The sequence below is a fragment of the Sphingomonas sp. genome, assembly GCF_017744835.1.
In the GTDB taxonomy this organism is placed as follows: domain Bacteria; phylum Pseudomonadota; class Alphaproteobacteria; order Sphingomonadales; family Sphingomonadaceae; genus Sphingomonas.
This window is the reverse complement of the sequence record NZ_JAGIAM010000004.1, coordinates 371,500-391,813: the sequence shown is the minus strand read 5'-3', so window position 1 is coordinate 391,813 and position 20,314 is coordinate 371,500. Positions and strand designations below refer to the sequence as shown.

Sequence of the window (20,314 nt, the reverse complement as noted above, 5' to 3'; positions counted from 1 at the left end):
GCATGCCGCCATCCAAATCGAGAAGCGGGAGCGCGAGCAGCGAGGAGTCAATCTCGCCGCACGGCATTCTTTTGCGAAACAGATGTGAAGCTCTCATCCGGATCGCTGGTGGTCAGGAACTCTGGATTTCGAACTGGAGCCGATCGGTATCGAAACCGTCGGGACCTGCTTCGGCATAGATTTCGCGGTCACGGATTCGGGGGCCCTCGACCCGGCTGACAACCGCGTGCCCCGACCCATCGAGCACCACCCGCTCATCACCCAGCGAAATGACCGCCCCCTTCATGGTACCTGGGGCATAATCCAGCGCCAGCACATAGCCCCGGGCCGAATTGCAATACTCGTGCAGCTCACCGAGCCTGTAACCAGCGCCGGCAGCACTGATCGACGGCTGGTGCGTCACCCTGCAAACCACGGGAACCGTCAGTTTGAGGTTGACCGTTCCGCTTGCGGTAGATTGCGCGCTGGCGGCAGATCCACACAGGGCGACGATTAACGCCAGAAAGCTGATGATCGAAGGAATCCGCATGCGTGACACCCGCTCGTATGTGACGAACCGTCATCTCACCCCCGCTTGAATATATGGTTGCGGCGGATGGTGAATGGTTTCGCAACATTCAGCGCCCGTGCACGAGATCGGTTCCCCGCGCTTGCGTTTGCCGATTGCGAACCTGTCCAGGTGCGCAGCTCCGGCTGGGCGCACCCTTAATGTTTCGAACCGAGACTCATTAACTATCGATTAAGATCGACTCACGCCGCGACAATGTTTATTAAATATTAAGACAGCTCACAGGGGGATGGGGATGAGCTCCGGGACACGCCGGACACGCGCCCACGCGCGGCGAAGACTTATTGCGTCGGGACTGGAGGCAGTCTCGGCCATGGCGGGCGTGCTCTGTCGCCGGGGGCTGCGCTCCGCAGCGGCGGCGGCTCTCGTCATCCCTTGCGCGGCCCAGGCGCAGGAGATCTCGAACGTCAAATCGCTGGATATCGCGGTCCAAGGTGCCATCGCGCAGCGCTGCGAAATGGGCGATATTCCGTCAACCGATTTTGGCGACCTGACGCGTCCTGGCAAGTTCGCTGCGGTCCGGGTCGCGTTCGACTGCAACGTGCCTTTCACGATGGTGATCAAAGCGCAGAACGGCGCGCTCGCTCACACCGACCTTCCGAACGGCCAAGGACCCTATGCCGGCGCGGTGCCGTACAGCCTCGACGTGGAACTGCCGGTGCGCCGGCCGACCGCTGAATTGATTTCGCGCGCCTTCGACAGCCGATCGCTCGCCGGGGGGCAGTCGATCTCCAGTGCTGGGGGTATCGCCATCGACGGGCTGCTGCTCAGGCTCAGTCTGGGCCATGTAGCGAGCGAGGCGGGACTTCTTGCTGGACAATATGGCGAAGTCATCGAGGTGACGATCGCGCCGAACTGAATAAAATAAATATAAACGAACCCAATGGGTCGCGCCCCGGTTGTCTCTGTCGAGGTAGCCAAAACATCGTCTGCTTACGATCTCATTATTTGAAATCGGAGCAGTCGCTTCGGCCTGAACGTTGCTGAAGGCCTGAGACGGATAAGTGAATATTCAATACCGGCGAACGACTCGGCAATCACGCCGGGAGCGCCGACCAGAGTGGGGATATAAGAATGAAGAAACTTCTTTCGGCAGCGGCCGTTGCGCTGCTCGCGACCGTCGGCGTTGCGCACGCCCAGGGCAACAGCGACTTCGGTCACAGCCACAACCCTCCCGGGCCGCCGGCGCCGGCCTATTCCTACGACGTCTCCACCGACGCCGAAGGCAACACGGAAACCGCCTCGCCGAGCGTCACGCGCAAGTGGCTGATCACCGGCGCGGTCAACAAGGACTGCTCCTTCTACGGCGGCAGCTCGACTCCGGCGACCGTCAATCTCGGCACGATCGGCGTGAACACGCAGGCGAACACTGCGGTGAACGACGCGTTCGACATGGTGGACGACGCCAACGTCACCATCACCACCTCGACCGCCGGCTGCAACTTCAACAATCGCGTGACCATCACCAAGAGCGCTGCGGGCCTGGTCAACAATAACAGCAGCGTCGGCTATGATTCGACTCAGTTCACCAAGAGCATTCCGTACTCGGTGACGGCCAGCTTCAATGCCCCGACGAGCACCACGGCGGGCCAGTCGACCAACCTTGCCCGCACACTGACCGTGGGCACCAGCGTCGCGAGCAACACCAGCAACTACGGCGCGTGGCGTTCGGCCATGACGATCGACGTCGACATTCCGACGCCGTCGCTGGCCCTGGTTGCCGGCACTTATGAGGACACGCTGACCGTCGAGCTCACTGCGCTCTGAGCGGCATGTTCCGGCAGTAATGCTGACAGAAGGGGGAGGAGGCGATCCTCCCCCTTCAAATATTGAGTAAGAATGCGCGCGTATCCGTGCGCAGGTAAATGGGGTGGGGGCCTCGCCAGTGTTCTGCAGTTTCCATCGCATCGCGGTGCGGTCGGCCATCGTCGTGGCCGCGACCACCATGTGCGCGGCATCGGTCTATGCGATGCGCGTGTCGCCAATGATCGTAGAAATGGCCACGGTTGGCAGCGATGCCGTCGCCCGCATCGAAGTGCAGAACCTCAACGCGGGCCGATTGCCGTTCGAGACGCGCATATCGCGGCTCACTTTCGACGAAAACGGCGTGCCGAGCGAAACTCCGGCCGATGCGGATTTTGTCGTCTTCCCACCTCAGGGAATGTTGCCGCAGGGAGCGCGCCAGGTGATCCGCCTGCAATGGGTTGGCGGAGACATACCAGTCTCGCAAGCCTATTACCTGTCGGTAAACCAGCTTCCGATCCCCGCCGATTCCGCGGCCGCTGGAGCCAGCGCTCAGGTCCAGGTCGTCTATCACATGAAGGCCCTGGTCGTTGTGGCGCCTCCCAACGCCGAGCCAAATGTGAGAGCCATTTCGGCCAAGCAGATCGATTTTCAGCCTCCCGCTGCTCCGACTGCAAAACCGGGCGACCCTCTGCCCTCCAAGGTGCCCGGCATCGAGATCACGATGCAGAACTCGGGACGCCGCCATGCGATGATGGCGGCCCTGAAGTGGGTGCTCGAGGGCAAGGACCCAGCAGGTAAGCCGGCGAGGGTCGTGATTTCCGAGGAGGATCTGAGTCGCGGTGTGGGCAGCGGTTACGTGCCTGCGGGCGGCAGGCGTGTGTTCCGCTTCCCGCTTGCCAGGACCTTCGGGCCGGGTCCGATCACCGTCAAGTTCATGAAATGATCCGGAGCCGCCTGCTCGGCGCGACTGCGTGGTTCTGCCTGACGAGCGGCACTGCGATGGCGCAGGTCTCCGTCGCGCTGCCGCGGTCGCAGCCCACTCCGTCTCCGCCGCCGCCGCAATCGGTGCCGGTGCCCCTTCCAGGCCGGGGGACGGATGTCGATAAATTACCCACCCTCGGCCAGAAGGGGACGCAGGGCGTGCCGATCGGCAAATATGGCCGGCCGGACATCAATCCCTATGACCGCGACCTCGACATGACGGTGCCGCTGCTCTTCAAGCAGCGGCCGCTGGGTGAGATGGCGGTGCGGCTCACGTTCGACGATCGCCTGCTCGTGGAGCGTAAGCCGTTCGAGGCGCTGATCGCTCCGCTGCTCAATCCTGAAGCCCGCGATCAGCTGATGAACGCCGCACCGGGCAAGGACCGGCTGGAATCGGACGATTTGAAACCGCAAGGAATCTCGTTCGAATATGATCCGAGCAGTCTTGCGGTCGTCGTGCTGACGATCGATCCGTCGAAGCGTGCTCTCGAGCAGATATTCGCGCGGCCGAACCCCGGCGACGCAACGATAGACCTGGCGCCTGCCGACCTCGCTGCCTTCCTCAACATCAACGGCTTCTACTCCCGCGATTGGCGCGGAGATTTCGATGAGCCGCCCACGGTCGCGCTCAACGCCGCAATCCGATATGGCGGGATGGTCCTTGAAGGGGACGGGCAGTTCCGAAGCCGGGGTGCGCAGGATCGGGCCTATCGCTTCGATCGCAGCTATGCCCGCCTCGTCTATGACGAGCCGGCCGACTATCGGCGCTGGTATGTGGGCGACCTCAATCCCGAAGTACGGGGGCAGCAGGGCTATGTGCAGATCGGCGGTGTGGGGGTCAGCCGTCAGCGGCAGCGCTTCGATCCCTATCGTGCGTCGGTGCTGCAGGGCAACCGCCAGCTCGTCCTCCAGCGCGACGCCAGCGTACGAATCCTGCGCAACGGCGTGCTGTATCGCGAGATGCGTCTCGATGCCGGCTCGTATGATTTCAGCTCGCTGCCGTTGCTCGCAGGCAGCAACGACGTCCAGATCGAAATCCGCGACAATTCGGGCGCTGTGCAATCAATGGCGTACAGTCAGTACCTGGACCCGATCGACCTGGTGCCCGGGGATTATGAATATGCCGCATATATTGGCCCGACGAGCGCCAACTTCGGTCGGTCGCCGCTTTATGACGGTCCGGTCGCCTTCTCCGGTTTCTACCGCAAGGCTTTCGTTGATGCGCCGGCGATCGGCATAGGCCTGCAGGCGAGCGCGCGCGTCCAGACGCTGACGGGGCAGACGCAGTTCGTGCTCCACGGTGGATCGCGGCTGCTGCTCGATGGCGGCTTCAGTCATTCGCGCGAAGCCGGCTCAGGGTTCTCCGCCGGCTTCGGCTTCGATCAGATGATCGACCGGGGTGGATTGGTCGATTCGGCAAGCATCCGCGCAGATTATCTGTCGCGCCGCTATGCTTTCCTTTCCTCGCCGGACCCGGACAATACCAGCGCGCTCTCGATCGCCGGTCAATATACACGCCAGATCAGCCAGCAGCTCTCGCTATTGATGAGCGGCAACTATCTGAAGAGCCGCGACAGCAACGACAGCTACAGGATTGGCGCTTTCGGCCATTATTATATCGGCCGCAGCTTCAGCGTACGGGCCGGCGTGGAATATTCCCATTTCGACACCAAGCTGGCGCGAGGAAAAGGCCTCGGCTTCAACATTTCACTCGTGTTCCAGCCGAGTTACCGCGATCGCCTGGAAGCGCGACACGACACCGGCACCGACACCAGCTCGCTGTCTTATCTGCATTCCTCGTCGAACGGGATCGGCAGCCTGGGGTACGGAGCGACCGCGACCCGCGATGAAAGCGGTGTTGGGGTACAGGCCTATGCCGACTATCTCTCCAACCGGTTCGATGCGACTTTGAGCCAGGCCAGCTACGGCCCCAATTTGGACGGGTTCGGCCGAACCAACATCACCTCGCTGCGCGTCGGCACGTCGATTGCCTTCGCTGACGGCGTGGTCGGCGTCGGGCGGCGCATCAACGACAGCTTTGCACTGCTCTATCCACACAGCAACCTGAAAGGTCATGAAGTGGTCGCCGGGCAGTCGCTGGTCAACAACGACTATATGAGCAAGAGCGGCACCTTCGGCGCTGCGGTTAACGGCTATCTGAACAGCTACGTCAACCAGCCAATCCAATACGACGTCGAGAACCCGCCTCCAGGATACGACATCGGTGCCGGCACGGTTCGGGTGAACCCGGCATATCACAGCGGCTACAAGCTCAAGATCGGAACCGACGCCTTTGCGAGCGCCGCTGGCGTGCTGACCTTCGCAGATGGCAAACCAGTCGCACTCGTCGGCGGACGCGTCATTGCCAAGGACGGCAAGGACAAGGAACCGCTACCCTTTTTCACCAATTCGGTGGGGCGTTTCGCAATCCAGAACCTGCGGCCGGCGACCGAGTATCGCGTCGAAGTCGGCGCAGGAAACACGGGTTTCAATTTCCGGGTGCCGGCGGACACGACGGGCCTCGTTGATCTGAAGACCATGATATTGAGGCCCTCGAATTGAGGTGACTATGAAAATTCTGATCTCCGCCTCCCTGGCAGCCGCTGCGGCGCTGTCGTCGACGCCAATGGCTTGGGCGCAGCCGCAATCGATTGCGCGCGCCGATTGTGCGCTGCGTATCGACGCGAGCGCCAGCAACTGGATCATCCAGGGCTATGATCCCTTCGCCTCGAACCCGCCGATCGCGACCTACGACGTGATCTTCAACAATGAAGGTGGCGCGGCCTGCACCTTCGATCCCGTCTTCACGATCGATCATGAGGCCTTCGGGCTCGCGCGCGACGGGCACGTAGGCCGAGTCGCCTACACGTTGCTCGACGAGTTCTCGAACAGCAATGCGACGCCGACCTCGGGGCGGACGCTCGGGCGCGCGACACAGCGCCCGGTCGTGGTGCAGCCGCACACGCAGCAGGTCGTCCGCTTTCAGTTCTCGGTCGATGAGGATGGCCTGATCGGTGACGGGCTCTACAGCCAACATGTGACACTCGTGGCCGAACAACAGGGGCGGGGCGATCTGCTCGCCTCGCGCTCGCTGGTTCTGGGCGTTAATGTGTTGCCCTCGGCGGTGCTGGGACTTTCCGGTCAGTATCGGCGCAGCGGCGGGCAGGCCCTTGTCGACTTGGGCGAACTAAGCGAAGGCGTCGCAGCCGTGCCGCTGCAGCTCCGCGTTGCCAGCACCCGGGCATACAGCCTCAACTTTGTGTCTAAGAACAATGGCACGCTCAAAATGGCCGATGCTGGCTGGAGCATACCCTATCAGCTCATGGTGGGCGAGGAGACGCTTTCGCTGACCTCTCCTGCTAGCTACACCTCCGCAGGAGCTACCCCGACGACCGACGCCCTGCCGATGCGCTTCGCAATCGGTAGCGTCGCAGGCAAGCGCGCAGGCCTGTATTCGGACTTGATCACGGTTTCCATCGCTCCGCGGTGATGCGGCAGGCTGAACCGACATTTCGCGCGCCGGTGAGGGACCGGCCGCGATCAAAAGCGTGACCCAGACTGGTGATCATGCTCTCCAGTGTCGCCGAGCCACGCGCCACTGCCGCGATGGGCGTGGCGAGGCGAATCCCCGATGCGCAGGGTGTTGACCGCGCCCGCAATCGGTCTCGGCAGTAACGCCGGCGAAGGATCAAAGTGACGAATTCGTCGGGCGCGCGGAACTGGACGCTGAATAAGCGTGTTTCATCTTATTAAGGTTGCCACCGGCCACCGGATGCTGCGTTTTCCCGGAGCGTCCGGCTTCGTTGTTAACACCTTGGCAGGAAACTTCGGTGATGCAGACGAGGGGACGACGCTGCAGAGTGGGAAATGTTGAATAAGGATCCGCTTCAAACGCTGCTCGCGCAATGCGAGGAAAGGCTCCTGGAGTCCCGACAACTCGTTGAGGAGAGCCTCTCCCTGGTCCAACAGGCGATTTCCGCTGTCCGCTCCGACGCCGGGTCCGTAGAAAATAATGGCAGTGCGCTTGCGTCCCAGCGCGACGAACTGGTGAAGATGGTCCTGGCGGCACTCGGCTCGGAAGCGTCTGCGGCCGGGCAGGCGAACGGCTTCCTGAGCCTTCTCGTCCGGTGCGACGACGGACAATATCGTATCGGCCGCCGGCAGCTCGCCCTGACTGAATCGGAGAAACAGATCCTCGATCTGTTATGGAGCGCGACCCCTGACACGGTTGACCGCATGACGATCCATAACCGGCTGTATGCCGGCAAGACGAAAGCGGCCAGTGGCACCATTGATGTCTTCATGTCGAAGCTTCGTCAGAAGCTGAAGCTCGCCGGCGACGGCCGCGACCTCATCCATTCCAGCAGGGGCAAGGGATGGTCGCTTGATCAGGACCTCTGCCGTAAGCTGCCGGGAGCAAGCAACGATCCCAAGCGCCACCGAGCGTAGCTATTTCGAGACCAATCCGCCGTCTATGACGCGAAAGATCGTTCCTGACTTCGGCGCGAGCGCCAATGGGGGCGCCTCGGCAATACCGTCGGCATAGTCGCGAATTCGCTCAGCCATCGCTTTCGCGACCGCGGGATGCCGATGCAGAGGACTGCCGGCGAGATCACTCAAGGCATGCAATCGTTGCGCGGCCACGTCGGGCTTCAAGATACCGAGGTTGATCAATTCGATATAAATCGTTGAAGCAAGCAGGGCATGCCCCTCGATCAGAGTATCGATTATTTCGGTGAGCCGCTCAGTGTTCCCGTATCCTTGCATATATTCATGCTATGGCGAGAAGTAGGGCGACCGCAATCGAGCGGTTAAGCGGCCGCGCTCCAATTCGATACACTGAGGCCTGATCTACCGCGATGGGCCGGGCGCCAACTTTCGCACCAATCCGATCAGCTATACGATCGAGAAGCGGATTGTGACGAGTGCGGACGTGCTTGCCCTCCACCTTGCGCCGGGCGGGGGTACCGCGATCCGCTTCCGGACGCTCGAATAGCTTGGCACCGCGCAAAGCGCGCCAGCCTCTCACGCTCAACTCCGAGCTCCGATGGTGCGGGGCACCCGCTACGCATCGCTAATGTTCTGGTCTCCTTCTCGATCGCGTTTTCTGAACGGTCCTTTGAGGAAGGCCGGTACCTTGCTCGCGAGCCAATCGCGTTGCGCTGCATGCGCGTCGATCTGAAGGAAAATAGATCGTCGCCTGTGAAAGCCCCACCTCCGACGCCTCGCGCCCGCAACAGTGGCCTAGGAGCGACGATCGGCCGGCCCGAGCCACTCCACGTCGATTCGGTCAAACCGGGAGCGCACGCCCTCGACTGTCACGCGCTGCCCAACCAGATCGGTCGCGGCGCGATCCAGGTCGAGCGCGTAGATCCCGCCATCGTCCATCTGCAGCACGGGCCCGCGCGCGGACATGAGCAGCAGGCCGGTAAGCCGGTGGCGTGTGCCTCTCGGCATGTCAGTGGACGCGCCCGGAAGGAGTCTCGGCCTCGAGTTCGCGGATGCGCGCGAGGATGCGCACGAATGCGCGGTGCCCGTTCATATCTCCCTGCGCCAGCAGTTCGTCGGCACGCTGCGAGGCAACAAACCAGGCGTCGTCGCCGTGCTGGCGCAGCAGCAGATTGGCGCAGGCCCAGATCTCGCGCTCGTCGACCATCGTCTTCGAGCTAGCGCAGGTAACGGCGACCGCCCAGCGCCTTTCAGCGGGCAGCAGGGCAGATGGCGGCAAGTCGGCCATCATTGTCCCAGCGCGACACATAGACGGCTTGGCCGTGATCGAGTTGCCAGCAGGAGAGATCGCCGCCTCGGCCTGCCACCAATCCAAGCGTGCGGCCGTAGCGGTCGGTGCCGACACGCTCGATGGTAAGTGGCGGGGTCAGCGCAGCCGCCAGGCTGTCGGTCGAGGCGACGGGATCGCCGGGTACGCAGTTGCGGCCGGGCCGACAATGGCCGGCCACTTCCGGGGCATCGATGCCAAGCAGGCGGATGCGCTCGCGATCGCAGCGCAAGGTGTCGCCGTCGACGACGCGGCAGTCGGCGAGCGGTTCGGCGTCGGTGGCGGCCGCGGCCGGTTGGCGGGGCGCAAAACCCGGCGCGACGCCGACGGTGGCGCCTGCCAACGCGGCGCCGGCCAGGATCATGAGGGTAGGGAAGAGCCTGCTCATGGGTGCCGGTTTGTCATGGATCAGATTAACAGAAGGTCTAGTACGCGTCGCACCCGGCCGTTACGCACATCCCCGGTCAAGACGTCATTTTGCGCGACTACGGAAATGATAAGTTCCGAGTGGGGACTGCCCGCTCAGTCGCTTCGCCATGTCCTTCATTGCGCGAGGGCTTGTTTCCGCGTTTCAGCGCGTTAGTCTTTTCGTGCGCTGAAGAAGTCGGCGTCGAGGCGTGAGAACCTCGCTTGGGATGGACGACCCCGCTTTCGAGCGGCCGGGTGGCCGACGCGCATGTCCAAGCCGATTACGGCCAAAGGCGTCGGCGCATGGCTCAAGCATGTTCTCAACACCCGGCTCGCGCCGGCATCGTCTCGCGAAGGAGCAGGCGGGCCGATGACGGGAGAAGAACACGCAATTGCCGGATATGCCGCGCAGCGTCCGCAGCAAGGCGGGAGCGCGCGATGCGGGTGAACGGCGACACGCTCGACGCGCTCATGGTAGCGCGGCTGCACGAAGGCGATCCGCTGCCGCCTGACGACCGGGTCCGAGCGTCCGAGCGACTGGTGCTTGCCGACCTCTACCATGCGCAGGCGCCGCGGCTTTTCCGCTTCTTTGCGAGGAGGACCGACCGCCAGGATGCCCATGATCTCGTCCAGGAAAGCTTTGCCCGGCTCGCCAAGGCCGATGCGACGCGTGCGAGCCCGATCCGCAAGCCGGAGGCCTATTTGAGCCAGATCGCCACCAACCTGCTGCGGAACCGCGCCCGCGCCGCGCTGCAACGCTCACTCGCGCACCATGTCCCCGCCGAAGAGGTACCGCTCGTCGGTGCCGATCTCGTTGCTGCGACCGAGGCACGCGACGAGCTCAACCGGCTGCAGAATGCGCTGATGCGCCTGCGTCCCAAGACGCGCGCGATTTTCCTTGCCCATCGGCTCGACGGCCAAAGCTACGCTGATATCGCCAAACGCACCGGGCTCAGCATAAAAGGCGTCGAGTGGCATATGACAAAGGCGATCGCACATCTCGACCGCGCGCTGAGGGCGCGTTGATGGCGTCCGGGGGGCACGCGCCGCATACCGACGAGCAGCTGCGCGAGGAAGCGCTCGCGTGGCTCGCGCGGCTGCGCAATTCCGGGGCACCGCAAGACCATGCGGACTTCGAACGCTGGTATATGCAAAGCCCGAGACACGCCGACATCTACGATGCCGTGCTCGACAGCTGGGAGCGGACGGGCAGGGCGGCCCATACCCCGGTAGGGCGGGCCCATCGGGCCGGAAAATCCGGCCTTCGCAGCCGAGGCGCGCGGCTGGGGCTCGCGGCTGCAGCGGCGGCGGCGCTGGTCGTCGTCTGCCTGCCGCTGGTCCGGGAACCGGCCTCGCCGTCCCAGTACAGCGTTCGTCTTGCCACCCTCCTCGGCGAAGTTCGCACCGACACGCTTCCGGACGGTTCGCTCGCCACGCTCGATACCGATAGCCGCGTCCATATTCGCTTCGACAGCAAAACGCGGCGCGTCGCGCTCGAGCGCGGTCGCGCGCGGTTCGCAGTGGCGCGCGACACGCGCCCGTTCATCGTCGAAGCGGCGCAGGGCACGGTGGTCGCGCAGGAAAGCCTCATCGATATCGACCTGCGCGGCGATGTGATGACCGTTTCGCTCCTGCGTGGCACGGCGGATGTCCGGCCCAACAGGGCCGCGCCTCCAACAAGCCCAGTCTATCCGCTCCAGTCCGGACACCGGCTTGTGCTCGGCGACGCATCGCGCGCGATCAGTCCCGAACCGCTACGGGATGCAGAGACGCGCTGGCCGTCGGGGATGCTGTCGTTCGAGGACGTGCCGCTCGGGCAGGTGATCGCGGCGCTCAACCGCTACAATGCGCGGCAGGTCCGCCTCGCCGACGCGACCACAGGCGAGCGGCGCTTTACCGGGACCTTCAAGGCGAAGGACCCCGAAGGCTTCGCGCGCCTGGTCGCCGCGATGTTCGAGCTGACGATCTCCCGCGACGGCGCCGCAAACCTGGAACTGCGCGAGGCCACGCCCTCCAAATAAATTCCAAGGGGTAGCCGGGTTCGAGGTGTGAAGCCCCCCGAGCGATGCCGAGCGAGCATCGCCCCGGGAGGCTAGAATGAGTTTCATCCGCAAGACGGCGCTGCTGGCGTCGATTTCGACTGCACCGGCCGTGCTCCTGTTCGCGCCCGTCGCCGCGCTCGCGCAGCAGGCAGCGCGACACGCTTATGATCTTCCGTCCCAGCCGCTGGCCGCGGCATTGCGCAGCGTGGCAGCGATGTCGGGGCGCAGCATCGTGGCGCCCGCGGAATTGCTGCGCGAAAGAATTGCCCCGCCACTCAAGGGCGAGTTCACGGTCGAGGAGGCCGTCACCGCGCTGCTAGTCGGCTCGGGACTCCGCTACCGCGCCATCGACGACGGCTTTGTCATCGAAGGGGTCGAGCCGGCACGCCAGCCGGACCTCGCGGCAGAAGCCGAACCGATCGTCGTGACGGGCAGCCGGATCCGCGGCGCCGTGGTCGCCTCCCCGGTGGTGTCGGTCAGCGAGGCGGCAATCCGCGATGCTGGCCAGTCCGATCTGGGCGAGGTCGCTCGCAGCATCCCGCAGAGCTTCGGCGGTGGTCAGAATCCCGGCGTCGGCTTCAACGTGCCTTCGAGCACCGGGGGCAATGTCGGCGGGGGGGCGTCGTTCAACCTGCGCGGACTCGGCAGCGATGCGACGCTCACGCTGCTCAACGGCCGGCGCATGCCGTACGATTCCGCCCGCCAGGGCATCGATATTTCCGCGATCCCACTCGCAGCCGTGGAGCGGATCGAGGTCGTCGCCGACGGCGCCTCGGCGCTCTACGGCTCGGATGCCGTGGGCGGCGTCGTCAATGTCCTGCTCAAGCGCGACTTCGAGGGCATCGAGACGCGGGCGCGCCTCGGCGGTTCAACCGACGGCGGCAACGTCCAGCAGCAATATGGCGCGCTCTTCGGCGGTCGCTGGGCCGGAGGCGGGGCGTTCCTCGCCTACGACTATAGCGACAACAGTCTGATCCGTGCCGCCGACCGTGACTATGCCGCTGCGCGCCCGGGCATCACCCTTCTGCCCGGAAGCGCGCGGCACGCCGTCGCTGCAAGCGGCCACCAAAGTCTCGGCGATGGGCTCTCGATCCAGATCGACGCGCTCTACAGCGAGCGGTCGAGCCGGATCCTCTATCCGCTCAACTTTGCCGGCGATCTCGCGGTCAGCCGCACCGAGCAAAGCTTCCGCTCGGATTCGCATGCCGTGGCGCTCGAGCTCGGCTGGACCCGGCAGCCGTGGCGGTTCGCGCTTACCGGCACCCTGGGAGGAAGCCTTACCCGCTTTCGCGGCGACAGCTTCGTCAACGACCGGTTCGCCAGCACCGCCGGCGGCCGCTACGACAATCGCTCGAGAAGCGTCGAACTCGCCGCCGACGGGCCGCTGTTCGCGCTTCCCGGCGGCGCGGCGCGGGTCGCGATGGGGGTGGGCGCGCGCGCGAACGACTTCGCGCTCTTTCGCGGCACCGGCGCCCCCCAGAACATCGATGCGCGGCAGCGGGTCCTTTATGCCTATGGCGAAGTCGAGCTGCCGATCGTCTCGCCCGAACAGGAGCTTGGCTGGGCGCACCGTCTCAACCTGAGCGGTGCGGTCCGCTACGAGCGCTATGCCGGGATCGATGCCGTGGTGACCCCCAAGTTCGGCCTCGTCTATTCGCCGGACAAGGCCGTCACGCTCAAGGCAAGCTGGGGGCGCTCGTTCCGCGCCCCGAGCTTCATCCAGCAATATCAGGTCCAGCAGGCACTGCTCTATCCGGTGACCACCTTCGGAGGTACCGGCTATCCGGCGGGATCGACCGCGCTGCTGCTGGTCGGCGGCAACCCGGATCTCAGGCCCGAGCGGGCGCAGAGCCTGTCGGCAACCGCGGTGCTCGAACCGGCAGCGCTCCCCGGCGCGCGGCTCGAGCTCGGCTATTTCTCGACGCGCTATGTTGACCGCATCGTCAACCCGATACCGCTGCTCTCGCAGGCGCTCGCCAACCCGATCTACCGCGATCGCATCAGCTTCAACCCGAGCCCGGCCATGCAGGCTGCGCTGCTGGCGGTGGCCGACCAATTCGTCAACGGAACGGGCACGGCCTATGACCCGGCCAAGGTGGTGGCGGTCGCCAACGGCGCCAACGTCAATGCCGGCCGCCAGTCGATCCGGGGCGTCGACGCGTTGCTCGGCTACCGTGCCGACATCGGCGCCGACACGCTCGAGTTCGGGCTCAACGCGACCTATCTGGTGAGCGACCAACGGCTCGCTCCCGCCCAGCCGGTCCAGCCCCTCGCCGGCACGCTGTTCAACCCGCCGCATTGGCGCGGGCGCGGGACGCTGGCGTGGGAGCATGGAGCGCTGCGGCTTGCCGGCACGCTCAGCCATATCGGTGGCGTCACCGACCCGCGACAGACGCCCGCGGAGTGGGTCGCCGGCATGACCAGCTTCGACCTGACCGCCCGCTATCGCGTGCCCGGCCATGTCGTCGCGCTGGGAGGAACCGAGCTGACGCTCACCGTCCAGAACCTCTTCAACGACACGCCGGATACGATCGCGACTTCGGTCTATTACGACACGCCCTACGACTCGACCAACTATGCTGCGGTCGGACGTTTCGTAGCGCTGGGGCTGAGCAGGAAATGGTGATGCATGGCCTTCGCGCCGCGCGGCTGGCGGGCGCGGCCGGGTTCGCGGCCCTGCTCCTGGGCATGGGGGCGGCGAGCGCGACCTGCGCCGATTTGTTGCCGGACGACAGCGGCACGGGAGCGCGTCGCCCGGTCACCGTCGAGGATCTCGCCCGGCTGCGCGACATCGGGCTTCCCGACGCTTCGGTGCTCGGCTGGCCAAGCCCGCTCGCCCTGTCGCCGGATCGCCGCCAAATCGCCTTCTATCTGAGCCGGCCCGATCCGCAGGCGAACCGCTATTGTCGCGGACTCGTGCTTCTGGAACTCAGGCCAGGCGCGCAGCCGCGCCTGCTCGACCTCGGCGGAGAGCCCATCCTTTCGGTCGGCGACTATCGCGGGCTGCGCACCGAGACCGGTTTCCCCCAGCCGGTCGCGCCCAAGTGGTCGCCCGACGGCCGCTGGATCGCCTACCCGCGGCGCGACGGCGGGATCACGCAGGTCTGGCTGGTGCCCGCAAGCGGCGGGACCGCCCGCCCGCTCACTCGATCGCCGGTCGATATCGAGCAATTCGCCTGGCGGCCGGACGGACAGGCGCTCGTCGTCACCAGCCGGCCAGCCACACTCGTCGAGCGCGCGCAGATTGCGCGCGAGGCGCGGATCGGCTTCCATTACGATGCGCGTTTCGTTCCCAACCGGGGACCGACGCCGCAGCCGCGCGCCAGTACGCCGATCGAATATCGGGTGGTACAGCTCGCCGGCGACGCAGGTCCAACTCCCGCGACCCCCGCCGACCGAAGCCTGATCGAGCCCGAAGGCGCCGCAGGCATTCCCCCCAACCCTGTCGCTGTCGCACCGGGACGCCGTGCCTGGGTCGAGCGCAGCGCCACATCGCCGCTCAGCGAACCGGTGTTGCGCGTCAGCGGGCCCTGGGCCCGCCAACCCGACTGCGCGCGGGCCTGTATCGGCCGGATCACCGGATTGTGGTGGCTGGCGGACGGGAAAACACTGTTGTTCCTCCGCCGGGAAGGCTGGGCGAACGGGGAGATGGCGCTCTACCGGTGGGTGCCGGGCGATCGGGCGCCGCGCCGGATCCTGGTGACCACCGACATCCTCGATGGCTGCGTGCTTGCGCAGGCGGAGCTTGTCTGCGCGCGCGAGGGTGCGACCGACCCCCGCCATCTCGTGTTGATCGATCCGGTCTCGGGCGCGTCGCGCCGGTTCTTCGAAGCCAATCCCGAGTTCGCCAGGCTTCGTTTGGGAAAGGTGACGCGATTGTTCTGGCGCAACGACCTGGGACTCGAGGTGCGTGGCGATCTGGTGCTTCCACCGGGCTATCGCGCGCACAAGCGCCTTCCCCTCATCGTCACCCAATATTCGAGCAACGGGTTTCTACGCGGAGGAACGGGCGACGAATATCCCATCCACGCCTTCGCGGCTGCCGGATTCGCGGTGCTCAGCATTGAGCGCCCGGCCTATTTCGCCGCCGCCAATTCCAAGGTCAAAAGTTATGAGGACGTCAATGCCGCCAATGTCGAGGGGTGGGGCGAGCGCAAGAGCCTGCTGTCGGCGGTGCTCGCAGGCGTCCAGCTGGCCATCGACAGGGGCATCGCCGATCCCGAGCGTGTCGGCATCACCGGCCTTAGCGACGGCGCCGCGACCGTAGGCTTCGCGCTCGTCAACACGCGTCGCTTCGCCGCCGCGGCGATCAGTTCCTGTTGCCTCGAGCCCTGGACGATCATGTCGGTGATGGGACCGGCTTATGCCGACCGGATGCGGTCTATCGGCTATCCGCCCGCCACGGCGGACGACCGCAGATTCTGGGGGCCCGCGTCGCTCGCACTCAATGCGGCAAAGATCGACACGCCGTTGCTGATGCAACTGGCCGAAGACGAATATGTCATGGCGCTCGAGGCATTCACGGCGTTGCGCGAGCAGGGCAAGCCGGTCGATCTCTTCGTCTTTCCCGCTGAGCACCACATCAAATGGCAGCCGGCGCATCGGCTTGCCGTCTATCGCCGCAATCTCGCCTGGTTCGATTTCTGGCTACGCGATCGGCAGAATGCGGACGCTGCCGAGCCCTCGGAAGCCGCGCACTGGCGTGCGCTCGCCTCCCGAAGGCCCGCGAAGCCACGCGGCGTGGACGCGCGGGGAAGCGAGTAATCGGCCGGAGGATCGGCCGCGGCCGACTGGTAGGGGCTGGTCGCCTGCGGGGACGTACCCTGCTGCGCCGATCCGCGGATCGCGCGAACGAGGTTGCCCTCACTCGCCCCGTCCGTCAGAGTGAGGACTCAAAGGGGCACGCCGCGAACACCAAGGTCGGCGCCAGCACGTCGTGCGCGAGCAGGGGCTGCGTCGATACGGCGGCCGCAAGCCAAGGTTTTGGAAGGACCCTTGATCCGTGTCAGCGCGGCGGAAACTGCGCGTTGATGATCGCGCCGCTGGGTAGCTGGCATTCACCCGAGCCACCGCCTACCATTCCTGCACTAGGTCGCATCAGCGAGAAGCGGCAGCGCATGTAACCGCCAGGTCCCTGGAGATTGGCGAGCACCTGCCCGGTGTAGTGGGTGATGGTCTCCTGCGTGGGCCCCCACATGCCCCAACCGTGCCAGCCGCGGCGCCAACCCCTACCCCAGCCCGTCCAAAGCGGACCGAAATCGGTGACGCGGCTTTCCTGGGTGATTTGGAACATCGGGCCCTGGAAAACCTCGCCAGTGGTCAGATTGGCAACCATGGTGCCTCTCGTGCTGCTGGTCTGTGTCCAGGTGAAGGCCGCGCCGACAGTACTGGTCGGCGATTGACCCGTACCGACACCCGTGGTCGTGCAGGCTGCAGCGAGGATCGAGACGAACGCGGCTGCAGCGCTCCTGAATGAAAGCATGCGCATTTAGGCTCCTTCAAGTTGCGAGCATGAAACACGATGCCGAGAACGCGCGGGCGCATGCGCTCGTCTCCTCGCCGTCTATTCTCGAAAAGTGGTCCGACAGTTCTACAGCAAGCGAGCCATACTATTCCGCCATGCGGGATCACATCGGTGAAAACCCCGATTCGAGCTCGTTCTACCTCGCGCGCAAGATCATCAACCATGCGATAGATGGCGCTGCGAGAAGCAGCCGATGCGAATTGGCGATTGTAGCCGTACCCTGCGACTGGACCCGAATCGGGAAGGCCGTCAATCAGCCGTACCGAACCGCAGCTGGACCGCGAGATCTAGACGCTCACGTTAGTCGAGCGGCTCGAACATTGGTCATTCCGCTTGCGACCCTCTGGGCCAGGTGCGCGACCTGAGGAGCGAACCCAGCCTTGCCGACTTCGGACAAGCGGTCCTCCAGGCGGCAGCCGCCATGACCGGAGGCCATCGAGCTGTTGTCTCTCTGACCTCCGAGGGCTCACCGCGAATCCTGCACCCGCTTGCGCGACAGGAGATCGAGCGGATCAGCGAAGAGGCGGTGCGGAACGCCCTGCGTCACTCGGCCGGTGGATCAATCAAGATCCTCATCCTCTGGGGCCGGACGCGCTTTAGCTTGTCGGTATGTGATGACGGACAAGGCATACCCGACGAAATCCTCCGTGCCGGTGGGCGGTCCGGTCACTTCGGGCTCCGTGGCATGCGCGAGCGTGCCGAACGCATCGGAGGCAGCTTGACCATCGACAGCCGGGTCGGCGGCGGCACCGAGGTCGCAGTGAGCTTGCCCGCGAGGGCGGCATACTTGGAAGATCCCGCGTCGATTCTCGATAGGTTGCTGATGCTGGATACGTCCCTCCCGAAAAGGCACCGTAGATGACGTCCCCGATCCGACTGCTCATCGTCGACGCTCACCTCGGACGCACGTAATGCAAGGTGACCCCCAATGCAGATCGGCAATGGGTCATGACCTAGATCGCCAGGCTGTGTGCCCAGGCTTCCACATCGACGAGCCGCATGATCCGCCGATAGTCTGCGCCGTTTGCGGGACGCGGATCGGCCAGCGCGCGTTCGATAGCCGCGGTATCGATGATCCGCTCGCTGCGCAGGCGTCCCTCCAATAGCAGCGGTCGAATGACGCCGCGGTTGCGCTCGAACAGCTGGGCAACGAATCCGTCGGGCGACCCCTTCGAGACGCGGCACAGGACCGACTGGGGAAGCAGGTCTGCAAAGGCATCGCGCGCGATGGTGCGGCTCAGGCCCTGCCCGAACCAACGCCAGGCGGGCACGCTGAGGCAGGCTTCCGCAACCGGTTGTGTCGCCAGTGGCGATTCGCGCGCAATCGGAGCTGGGTCGAGCCGCTCGGCCCAGCCCTGCGCGGCGAGCAGCAGCGCGACATGCGCCGCGGTGCCGGGGCCTTCGCCCGGAGGCGGGACGAGCCAAGGCTGGTTCTCGATCTTTCCGACGGCGGCGATCGCCTCGCGCGTCAGCAAATGCGTGTCCGTCGGCCAGCGATAGGCCGCAGAGCGTAGCCACGCCCGCTGCAATGCGCGCACGAATATCTTGGCGACGCTCGTCTGCGCGAGTGCCGCCAGCGCTCCCGCGGCCTCGAGCATCTCGCTGCGCGGCGCGCGGCGCAGCAACGCCTCGGCTATCGGCGCTACCGACTGGAGTGCACAGAAGACATTGTCCCCACCGCCGCCGTCGAGCACGAGGTCGGCGCCCGCCGCCATTGCCGCTCGCTGGGTGATCCGGTCGGTCGCCTGCATGAAGGCGCGCGCGGGGTTGGGGGCAGCAGTTCAGGGCTTGAACGCGTCAGATCGACCTGCGCGACCTGCCACTGCTCTTCGACCAGGGCGGCGCCACAGGCGCGCGCCACGTCGCGGGCATACTCCCGTTCGTCGCCGATCGCGCCGTGACCCGAAAGGTTGAGCGCAGTGAACGGGCGACCGTTCGCGCGGAGCGATGCCGCGACGATCGAGGAATCGAGCCCGCCCGAGAGCAGGAGCAGTGGGTGCTTCGCCTCGGCGGTCGTCGACGTGACGGCGGCGAGCACCGCATGCCGGACCCGCTCGACCCCAGCCGCACGGTCGCTGGCCCATGAGGCGATTCCGGCATGCGCCCACGGCGTCCAGACCGGGTCACGCTCGACACGGTCCTCGGCGAGCAGGAGACGCTCCCCGCCGCGCAGCTCCTCCAGGCCCGCGATACACGTCCTGGCGCGCCGGAGATCGCGCGCCAGCAGATGCAGCACCACCTGGTCCCAGGCGATTCCCGCGGGGCGCCAGCCCGCGACCGCGAGCAGCTCGAGGTCGGAGGCTACGAGCAGCGCGGCACCCGAGCGCGCCACCAGGCAGGCGAGCCCGCCGAAAGGGGCGCGCAGCACCGAGATCTGACGGCGCCCCGAGCTGCGCACAAAGGCGACATAACTGCCCCAAAAGGTCTCCATGAGCACTGCGCCGTGCGAGCTCGGAATCATATGGATCCAACTGCCGTCGAGCTTCGAGAGAGGCGGACCACCCGAACGGGAGTAGATCCTTCCCACCACCATGCCTTCGTGGCGACCGACCGGGATCGTTGGCGCTTTGCCGTCGGTGATCAGGACAAAGTCGGGCTGATCGACCACCACGCTGTACGGCGATCCGCCTCGGCAGGCGGCGCGCGCCTTCGCCGCGGCCCGGCGGCCGTCTTCGGTGTCCGTAGCCAAAATTGCGAGGTAGCGCGCGCGCATCAGACCACCAGCACCGGCGTGAACAGGCGCGTGGCGTCGAGGCTGTCGTTCACCACCGCATCGCCCATTTGCACCCAGCAATGCGCCTGGAACGGGTCGAGCTTGACGCCCAGGACCAGCTCCGCTCGCACGCCATAGCGCAGCAGCTGTGAGGCCACGGCGAGCGAATCCGGCAGGCAATGGTCATGGCTGCCAAGGATCAGCGTCGAGGCGCGATAGGCCGAGGCCACCCGCTTCGCCATCGCGTCGGCATCTCCGCCGCGTGTCGAGCAGGTCTTGCGCGCCCGCCACCGCGCGATGACGCGCTCGAGCGACCAGAGCCGAAGCGCGGCGCGACTGGTTAGGCGCCGTGCGACCATCTGGACCACCGTCGCGGGCGACGCCGAGCCTCCCTCCGCAGCGAGCGAGATCCGCGCGCGCTCGGGGCCGGGGCAGGGGAGCGGTGTCCCCGGATCGGGGAGGTGATGCAGCAGACGCGCGAGCGGCGGCGGCATCGCCTCAGGCGTGCCCCGTCGACGAGCGCGGCGAGTGCCCGCTCAGCGGCAGGCGACAGGCA

General features: G+C 65.5%; 21 protein-coding genes. 12 read left to right on the top strand and 9 right to left on the bottom strand.

From position 1 onward, the window contains the following. Positions 1 to 112 precede the first annotated feature (112 nt). On the bottom strand, positions 113 to 529 hold the full coding sequence (locus J7500_RS14655; protein ID WP_294062574.1) for a hypothetical protein: 417 nt from the start codon (positions 527 to 529) through the stop codon (positions 113 to 115). Between the two features lie 352 nt (positions 530 to 881). Here J7500_RS14655 and J7500_RS14650 point away from each other — a divergent pair, with 352 nt between their 5' ends. The 6 genes from J7500_RS14650 (at position 882) to J7500_RS14625 (ending at position 7,744) form a co-directional block, all read left to right on the top strand. Beyond that, the gene (locus J7500_RS14650) at positions 882 to 1,427 is read left to right on the top strand and encodes a hypothetical protein (RefSeq protein WP_294062573.1); all 546 of its coding nucleotides are present in this window, start codon (positions 882 to 884) and stop codon (positions 1,425 to 1,427) included. A 215-nt stretch (positions 1,428 to 1,642) separates the two neighbouring features. Then, entirely contained in the window at positions 1,643 to 2,335 is a 693-nt protein-coding gene (locus tag J7500_RS14645) for a hypothetical protein (RefSeq protein WP_294062571.1), read from the top strand. 118 nt (positions 2,336 to 2,453) lie between these two features. Beyond that, on the top strand, positions 2,454 to 3,257 hold the full coding sequence (locus tag J7500_RS14640; RefSeq protein ID WP_294062569.1) for a fimbria/pilus periplasmic chaperone: 804 nt from the start codon (positions 2,454 to 2,456) through the stop codon (positions 3,255 to 3,257). Beyond that, positions 3,254 to 5,857 (top strand): hypothetical protein, encoded by a 2,604-nt coding sequence (locus tag J7500_RS14635; RefSeq protein WP_294062568.1) that lies wholly within the window; start codon positions 3,254 to 3,256, stop codon positions 5,855 to 5,857. Before J7500_RS14640 ends, J7500_RS14635 begins: the two co-directional genes overlap by 4 nt. 7 nt (positions 5,858 to 5,864) lie before the next feature. Continuing rightward, on the top strand, positions 5,865 to 6,785 hold the full coding sequence (locus J7500_RS14630; protein WP_294062567.1) for a hypothetical protein: 921 nt from the start codon (positions 5,865 to 5,867) through the stop codon (positions 6,783 to 6,785). A 377-nt stretch (positions 6,786 to 7,162) separates the two neighbouring features. Further along, positions 7,163 to 7,744, top strand: coding sequence for a helix-turn-helix domain-containing protein (locus J7500_RS14625; protein ID WP_294062566.1), 582 nt, complete (start codon positions 7,163 to 7,165; stop codon positions 7,742 to 7,744). On the opposite strand, the gene J7500_RS14620 is transcribed toward J7500_RS14625, so the two are convergent. Continuing rightward, positions 7,745 to 8,062 carry a hypothetical protein gene (locus J7500_RS14620; protein WP_294062565.1) on the bottom strand — a complete coding sequence of 106 codons (318 nt, stop codon included), beginning with the start codon at positions 8,060 to 8,062 and terminating at the stop codon, positions 7,745 to 7,747. Positions 8,063 to 8,141: 79 nt separating this feature from the next. Here J7500_RS14620 and J7500_RS14615 point away from each other — a divergent pair, with 79 nt between their 5' ends. After that, positions 8,142 to 8,291: a glycoside hydrolase family 97 C-terminal domain-containing protein gene (locus J7500_RS14615; protein WP_367112987.1), complete on the top strand. Its 150-nt coding sequence runs from the start codon at positions 8,142 to 8,144 to the stop codon at positions 8,289 to 8,291. A 248-nt stretch (positions 8,292 to 8,539) separates the two neighbouring features. Here J7500_RS14615 and J7500_RS14610 read toward each other — a convergent pair whose 3' ends face one another. From J7500_RS14610 to J7500_RS14600, 3 genes are read right to left on the bottom strand one after another with little or no spacing between them, the layout of a single operon-like run. Then, positions 8,540 to 8,752: a DUF5818 domain-containing protein gene (locus J7500_RS14610; RefSeq protein WP_294062564.1), complete on the bottom strand. Its 213-nt coding sequence runs from the start codon at positions 8,750 to 8,752 to the stop codon at positions 8,540 to 8,542. A gap of 1 nt (position 8,753) precedes the next feature. Beyond that, complete coding sequence (locus J7500_RS14605) at positions 8,754 to 8,951, bottom strand: hypothetical protein (RefSeq protein ID WP_294062563.1); 198 nt, start codon at positions 8,949 to 8,951, stop codon at positions 8,754 to 8,756. A gap of 43 nt (positions 8,952 to 8,994) precedes the next feature. Further along, positions 8,995 to 9,459, bottom strand: a complete 465-nt coding sequence (locus J7500_RS14600; protein ID WP_367112986.1) for a thermonuclease family protein — start codon at positions 9,457 to 9,459, stop codon at positions 8,995 to 8,997. A gap of 458 nt (positions 9,460 to 9,917) precedes the next feature. Between J7500_RS14600 and J7500_RS14595 the strand changes: the two genes are divergently transcribed. From J7500_RS14595 to J7500_RS14580, 4 genes are all read left to right on the top strand, one after another. Next, complete coding sequence (locus tag J7500_RS14595) at positions 9,918 to 10,505, top strand: RNA polymerase sigma factor (RefSeq protein ID WP_294062562.1); 588 nt, start codon at positions 9,918 to 9,920, stop codon at positions 10,503 to 10,505. Then, positions 10,505 to 11,500: a FecR domain-containing protein gene (locus tag J7500_RS14590; protein WP_294062561.1), complete on the top strand. Its 996-nt coding sequence runs from the start codon at positions 10,505 to 10,507 to the stop codon at positions 11,498 to 11,500. The genes J7500_RS14595 and J7500_RS14590 overlap by 1 nt, the downstream gene beginning before the upstream one ends. A 76-nt stretch (positions 11,501 to 11,576) precedes the next feature. Beyond that, on the top strand, positions 11,577 to 14,147 hold the full coding sequence (locus J7500_RS14585) for a TonB-dependent receptor (protein WP_294062560.1): 2,571 nt from the start codon (positions 11,577 to 11,579) through the stop codon (positions 14,145 to 14,147). Continuing rightward, a complete protein-coding gene (locus J7500_RS14580) occupies positions 14,147 to 16,285 on the top strand; it encodes an Atxe2 family lasso peptide isopeptidase (RefSeq protein ID WP_294062559.1) in 2,139 nt (712 codons plus the stop codon). Before J7500_RS14585 ends, J7500_RS14580 begins: the two co-directional genes overlap by 1 nt. Before the next feature lie 241 nt (positions 16,286 to 16,526). Here J7500_RS14580 and J7500_RS14575 read toward each other — a convergent pair whose 3' ends face one another. Continuing rightward, positions 16,527 to 17,009 carry a hypothetical protein gene (locus J7500_RS14575; RefSeq protein WP_294062558.1) on the bottom strand — a complete coding sequence of 161 codons (483 nt, stop codon included), beginning with the start codon at positions 17,007 to 17,009 and terminating at the stop codon, positions 16,527 to 16,529. A gap of 457 nt (positions 17,010 to 17,466) precedes the next feature. Between J7500_RS14575 and J7500_RS18555 the strand changes: the two genes are divergently transcribed. Continuing rightward, complete coding sequence (locus tag J7500_RS18555) at positions 17,467 to 17,907, top strand: sensor histidine kinase (protein WP_367112985.1); 441 nt, start codon at positions 17,467 to 17,469, stop codon at positions 17,905 to 17,907. Between the two features lie 91 nt (positions 17,908 to 17,998). Here J7500_RS18555 and J7500_RS14570 read toward each other — a convergent pair whose 3' ends face one another. Genes J7500_RS14570 through J7500_RS14560 form a run of 3 tightly spaced genes read right to left on the bottom strand, consistent with a single transcriptional unit; the run spans position 17,999 to position 20,252 of the window. Continuing rightward, entirely contained in the window at positions 17,999 to 18,760 is a 762-nt protein-coding gene (locus J7500_RS14570) for an asparagine synthase-related protein (RefSeq protein ID WP_294062557.1), read from the bottom strand. After that, the gene (locus J7500_RS14565) at positions 18,688 to 19,758 is read right to left on the bottom strand and encodes an asparagine synthase-related protein (RefSeq protein ID WP_294062556.1); all 1,071 of its coding nucleotides are present in this window, start codon (positions 19,756 to 19,758) and stop codon (positions 18,688 to 18,690) included. The genes J7500_RS14570 and J7500_RS14565 overlap by 73 nt, the downstream gene beginning before the upstream one ends. Then, positions 19,758 to 20,252 carry a lasso peptide biosynthesis B2 protein gene (locus J7500_RS14560; RefSeq protein ID WP_294062555.1) on the bottom strand — a complete coding sequence of 165 codons (495 nt, stop codon included), beginning with the start codon at positions 20,250 to 20,252 and terminating at the stop codon, positions 19,758 to 19,760. The genes J7500_RS14565 and J7500_RS14560 overlap by 1 nt, the downstream gene beginning before the upstream one ends. Positions 20,253 to 20,314 lie beyond the last annotated feature (62 nt).

Bases quoted from the DNA above. Each gene is read 5' to 3' on its own strand.
- J7500_RS14655 (WP_294062574.1), bottom strand. From the start codon at position 529: ATGCGGATTCCTTCGATCATCAGCTTTCTGGCGTTAATCGTCGCCCTG.
- J7500_RS14650 (WP_294062573.1), top strand. From the start codon at position 882: ATGGCGGGCGTGCTCTGTCGCCGGGGGCTGCGCTCCGCAGCGGCGGCG.
- J7500_RS14645 (WP_294062571.1), top strand. From the start codon at position 1,643: ATGAAGAAACTTCTTTCGGCAGCGGCCGTTGCGCTGCTCGCGACCGTC.
- J7500_RS14635 (WP_294062568.1), top strand. From the start codon at position 3,254: ATGATCCGGAGCCGCCTGCTCGGCGCGACTGCGTGGTTCTGCCTGACG.
- J7500_RS14630 (WP_294062567.1), top strand. From the start codon at position 5,865: ATGAAAATTCTGATCTCCGCCTCCCTGGCAGCCGCTGCGGCGCTGTCG.
- J7500_RS14625 (WP_294062566.1), top strand. From the start codon at position 7,163: ATGTTGAATAAGGATCCGCTTCAAACGCTGCTCGCGCAATGCGAGGAA.
- J7500_RS14620 (WP_294062565.1), bottom strand. From the start codon at position 8,062: ATGCAAGGATACGGGAACACTGAGCGGCTCACCGAAATAATCGATACT.
- J7500_RS14610 (WP_294062564.1), bottom strand. From the start codon at position 8,752: ATGCCGAGAGGCACACGCCACCGGCTTACCGGCCTGCTGCTCATGTCC.
- J7500_RS14605 (WP_294062563.1), bottom strand. From the start codon at position 8,951: ATGGTCGACGAGCGCGAGATCTGGGCCTGCGCCAATCTGCTGCTGCGC.
- J7500_RS14600 (WP_367112986.1), bottom strand. From the start codon at position 9,459: ATGAGCAGGCTCTTCCCTACCCTCATGATCCTGGCCGGCGCCGCGTTG.
- J7500_RS14595 (WP_294062562.1), top strand. From the start codon at position 9,918: ATGCGGGTGAACGGCGACACGCTCGACGCGCTCATGGTAGCGCGGCTG.
- J7500_RS14590 (WP_294062561.1), top strand. From the start codon at position 10,505: ATGGCGTCCGGGGGGCACGCGCCGCATACCGACGAGCAGCTGCGCGAG.
- J7500_RS14585 (WP_294062560.1), top strand. From the start codon at position 11,577: ATGAGTTTCATCCGCAAGACGGCGCTGCTGGCGTCGATTTCGACTGCA.
- J7500_RS14580 (WP_294062559.1), top strand. From the start codon at position 14,147: ATGCATGGCCTTCGCGCCGCGCGGCTGGCGGGCGCGGCCGGGTTCGCG.
- J7500_RS14575 (WP_294062558.1), bottom strand. From the start codon at position 17,009: ATGCGCATGCTTTCATTCAGGAGCGCTGCAGCCGCGTTCGTCTCGATC.
- J7500_RS18555 (WP_367112985.1), top strand. From the start codon at position 17,467: ATGACCGGAGGCCATCGAGCTGTTGTCTCTCTGACCTCCGAGGGCTCA.
- J7500_RS14570 (WP_294062557.1), bottom strand. From the start codon at position 18,760: ATGGCGGCGGGCGCCGACCTCGTGCTCGACGGCGGCGGTGGGGACAAT.
- J7500_RS14565 (WP_294062556.1), bottom strand. From the start codon at position 19,758: ATGCGCGCGCGCTACCTCGCAATTTTGGCTACGGACACCGAAGACGGC.
- J7500_RS14560 (WP_294062555.1), bottom strand. From the start codon at position 20,252: ATGCCGCCGCCGCTCGCGCGTCTGCTGCATCACCTCCCCGATCCGGGG.